Annotated in this window: 4 protein-coding genes and 1 pseudogene; 1 reads left to right on the top strand and 4 read right to left on the bottom strand. The window is 46.7% G+C overall.

The annotated features are described in order from the left end of the window. Positions 1-72 precede the first annotated feature (72 nt). Both nblR and C7B77_RS26340 read right to left on the bottom strand, forming a co-directional pair. Positions 73-750, bottom strand: a complete 678-nt coding sequence (nblR, locus tag C7B77_RS26345; RefSeq protein WP_106311975.1) for a response regulator transcription factor NblR — start codon at positions 748-750, stop codon at positions 73-75. Positions 751-846: 96 nt separating this feature from the next. Next, positions 847-1,764 (bottom strand): NAD(+) kinase, encoded by a 918-nt coding sequence (locus tag C7B77_RS26340; RefSeq protein WP_106311973.1) that lies wholly within the window; start codon positions 1,762-1,764, stop codon positions 847-849. Between the two features lie 187 nt (positions 1,765-1,951). Here C7B77_RS26340 and C7B77_RS31930 point away from each other — a divergent pair. Next, positions 1,952-2,008 (top strand): annotated as a pseudogene (locus tag C7B77_RS31930) (hypothetical protein); the annotation flags it as partial. Here C7B77_RS31930 and C7B77_RS26335 read toward each other — a convergent pair. Both C7B77_RS26335 and petM read right to left on the bottom strand, forming a co-directional pair. Beyond that, positions 1,998-2,981 (bottom strand): SDR family oxidoreductase, encoded by a 984-nt coding sequence (locus C7B77_RS26335; RefSeq protein ID WP_106311970.1) that lies wholly within the window; start codon positions 2,979-2,981, stop codon positions 1,998-2,000. The pseudogene C7B77_RS31930 and the gene C7B77_RS26335 sit on opposite strands and share 11 nt — an antisense overlap. Before the next feature lie 238 nt (positions 2,982-3,219). Next, positions 3,220-3,327 (bottom strand): cytochrome b6-f complex subunit PetM, encoded by a 108-nt coding sequence (petM, locus tag C7B77_RS26330; RefSeq protein ID WP_015160828.1) that lies wholly within the window; start codon positions 3,325-3,327, stop codon positions 3,220-3,222. Positions 3,328-3,511 lie beyond the last annotated feature (184 nt).

Genomic DNA, 3,511 nt, shown 5'->3' with positions numbered 1-3,511 from the left:
TATTCTGACCCTGCAAAATAGCTAAAGTCATAATAGTATATTTGTCCTATAAAGTCAATCTAATCGCTCGATCTAATCTCGCAGGACATAGCCGACGCCACGGACGGTTTGAATCAGTCGCTTACCGCCATCTTTTTCCAGCTTGAGGCGGAGATAGCGGACGTAGACTTCGATGACATTGGATTCGCCCAGAAAATCATAGCCCCAAACATTTTCTAAAATTTGTTCTCTGGTGAGTTCGACTTCGGGATAAGACATCAAATACCGCAGCAATTCAAACTCTTTGACAGTTAAATCGATCGTATGTTCGTTACGGATGACGCGGTGCGATACCAAATCTAAAATCAGATCGCCAAAGCGTAATTGTTCGCCCAGCGGAATTTTGGAATTGAGATACAGCCCGACGGCACGCAAAAAATTGGACGCCTGATAGGGTTTGAGAAAGTAGTCATCGGCTCCAGACTCAAAACAGACAATCCGATCGGCGATCGAATCATGCGACATTAACAATAAAATAGGCGCGACACACCCAGATTCCCGCAGTTGGGGGACTAATGTCAGTGCCGATTCTCCAGGCAATGCCCGATCTACCGCAACTAGTGCCGGACGCAGTTTTTTGACTTGTTCTAATCCCATCTTGGCGTTATCGGCGATCGACACTTGATAACCTGCCTTAGACAGATCCAAGCTCATGCGTTCGGCCAATGCCGTATCATTTTCTACTAACACAATTGGGGTATTTTCAGCCATAGATTAGGGGGTGGATGGGTGGATGGGTGGATGGGTAGATGGGTAACTCCTCAAACCTAACCCCTAAAGCCTAAAGCCTAAAACCTAAAGCCTAAATTATGGCAACTCCACCGAGGTAGGTTTGGCAATATGTGGTAGTCCCCATCCTAGCTTCTCGCGGAGGACTTTAAAGTATTCTGGCGGTTGGAGTCTGATAAACTTAGCGGGATAAGGCGATCGCTCGATCCGAATCGAAAATTCAGGCAAAATAAAGCAGCCACCATTGCCATCTACCACCATCACCAAGCGATTGGGGTTGGCAGATTCGATCTTGACTGGTTCGGTGTCTGAAAAGACTAGAGCGCGGGAGGCGAGAGAATGCGGACAGATCGGCACTAATTGGAGTGCATCTACACCAGGAGCGACAACAGGGCCACCTGCGCTCAGAGAATAGGCGGTAGAACCTGTCGGTGTCGATAAAATTACACCATCAGCCGCAATATCTACGGGTGCGTGCCTACCAACGGTAACTTCAAAGTGGCACATGCTCGTGAGTGGTTCGCGATGGATCACCATTTCATTGAGACACAATGCTTCCCATAATAATTGCTCGCCCTCCCAGACGCGGACTGTGAGCATCGCGCGTTCTTCAACCTGGTAATCGCCAGCAATTGCCCGCTCGATCGCTTCTGGTAGTTGGTTGATATATGTTTCGGTCAAAAAGCCCATGTGTCCGGTATTTACCGTTAGGAGGGGAATACCTTTAGGCGCGATCTGCCGAAATGCAGCCAAAACCGTGCCATCACCACCTAAGACGATCGCAAAACTCATTTCCGAGTCAAAACCAGGAGGGCACAAAGAATCGATCGGAATGTGCGCGATCGGGCGATCCGATTGACAATAGCCTAAAATTCCACCTTTGGCTGCTGCTGAATGAACATCCCAGCCCAACGCGGTGAGCTTGTCGTCAATTTCCTGAGCGATCCGACAAGCGACGGGTTTACCCTCATTATAGATGATGCCTACTTTTGGCACGAATACAGTCCTACTTCAAATTTTCTCAGTTTTCTAACTTTGGAGGTCGATAATTTTCGACAATGCCACCGCCATTCCCAAGCGGGAGGCCGCATATTGCCGCGAACTGAGTATTTAATAATACGTCAGATTTTTAGATAGATTCTCATAATTATCGCATATTAGCCGCATAGAATCGCGGCTTCGGATGAGAGTGCCGCAGATTATTCGACATTATCGACCCCACAGTATAGTTAGAACATCACTTTTTTCTTTTTCTGTTTGGCTGCTTGGACTTCTTTTTGCTTGTTTTTTTCGTAATCTAATTCCTTGAGTTTGCGCATGATGCGGCTGAAGTATTCCTGTAGGTACGCCTCTAGTGTCCCGATCGACTGCTGCTCGATGCCAAAGACACGATAGACTTCTTCCATATCTGCGGTCAAGGGTTTGCCTGAAGCTAGTACCTCTGTAAATGCCAATCGATCGGCAGAATTCCAGCTCCACTCAAAGAAACGTAATGTTTGTCTCATCAACCTAATTATCCCAATTGGGACATTAGTCATCTTGGCTTCTTTGCCAGATTGACGTTCGCAGAAACTAATAATTTCCTTACCACTCCAAGCGCGGTTGCCAACGATCGGGAAACTGCTCCGCTCGGTTTCTTTTACCGATAAGGCTTTGACGGCAAATTTGGCAACGTCTTGAGTATCCATGTAAGCGATCGAAGATTCACCAGTCATCCAGACGGGTTGCCCTTCTAGTGTCGGGATGGCATATTGACCGATCAGCCCTTGCATGAACCCAGCCGGACGCAAAATAGTATAGTTTAGTCCCGATTCCTTTAAAAATAGCTCCGTACATCGCTTGATTTCCATCAACGGTACGTTGGGATAATTTTCCGCTCCCAGAATCGAGAAAAAGATAAATCGATCGATCTTAGCTTCGACAGCGGCTTGGATCAGGGCTACCTGTCCGTCCCAGTCAACTTTTTTGATGCTCAATGAATCTGTCGCTCTAGCCGTTGCAGCATCGATAATTGCGGTCACGCCTTCTAATGCAGGTGCCAAGGTATCAGGGTTGCAGATATTCCCGACCACTAATTCAGCTCCCCACTCTTTGAGAAAAGCGGCTCTGCGCACGCTTCTAACCAGACAGCGGACTTGGTAGCCTTCATCCAAGGCGCGGCGGGCGATCTGTCTGCCTAAGGTACCTGTGGCACCAACAATTAATATTGTCATTTATAAAGAATAATTAAAAATTATTAAAGCTATTCAATAAAATATTAGCAGAAAAATCTCATGTTAGTTAACAAAAATTCACAAATGGTGGGGAGCGGAGATGGGTGAATGGGTGGATGAGTGGATGAGTGGATGGGTAGATGAGTGGACTAGGATCTGAAATATTGGATCTGTTTTACCCTTTACCCTTTACCCCTTCACCCTAAAGCCTAAAGCCTAAAGCCTAAAGCCTAATCGATTATTCTTCTTCTGGGCCTTGAATTTTGAGAAATAGGAATCCTAAGCCCAAACCCACGAGAATTAAGCTAGAAGACAAAATTGCTGCATTAAAAATTTCGCCAGCCATGACGGAAATACTCCTTAAATTACTAAATGATGAATTTATGCTGCCCAATGCTGTGGGGATCGCCTAATGTATCGTAACAGTTATCGGCGATCGGTAGAGGGGTGGATGGGTGGATGGGTGGATGAGTGGATGGGTGGATGAGTGGATGGGTGGATGGGTGGATGAGTGGGTGGGTAATGGGTAA

It is taken from the genome of Chamaesiphon polymorphus CCALA 037, assembly GCF_003003845.1.
GTDB classification, from domain to species: domain Bacteria; phylum Cyanobacteriota; class Cyanobacteriia; order Cyanobacteriales; family Chamaesiphonaceae; genus Chamaesiphon; species Chamaesiphon polymorphus.
The sequence above is the reverse complement of the archived record's forward strand: the minus strand, read 5'-3'. Positions and strand labels throughout refer to the sequence as shown.

Bases quoted from the DNA above. Each gene is read 5' to 3' on its own strand.
- nblR (WP_106311975.1), bottom strand. From the start codon at position 750: ATGGCTGAAAATACCCCAATTGTGTTAGTAGAAAATGATACGGCATTG.
- C7B77_RS26335 (WP_106311970.1), bottom strand. From the start codon at position 2,981: ATGACAATATTAATTGTTGGTGCCACAGGTACCTTAGGCAGACAGATC.
- petM (WP_015160828.1), bottom strand. From the start codon at position 3,327: ATGGCTGGCGAAATTTTTAATGCAGCAATTTTGTCTTCTAGCTTAATT.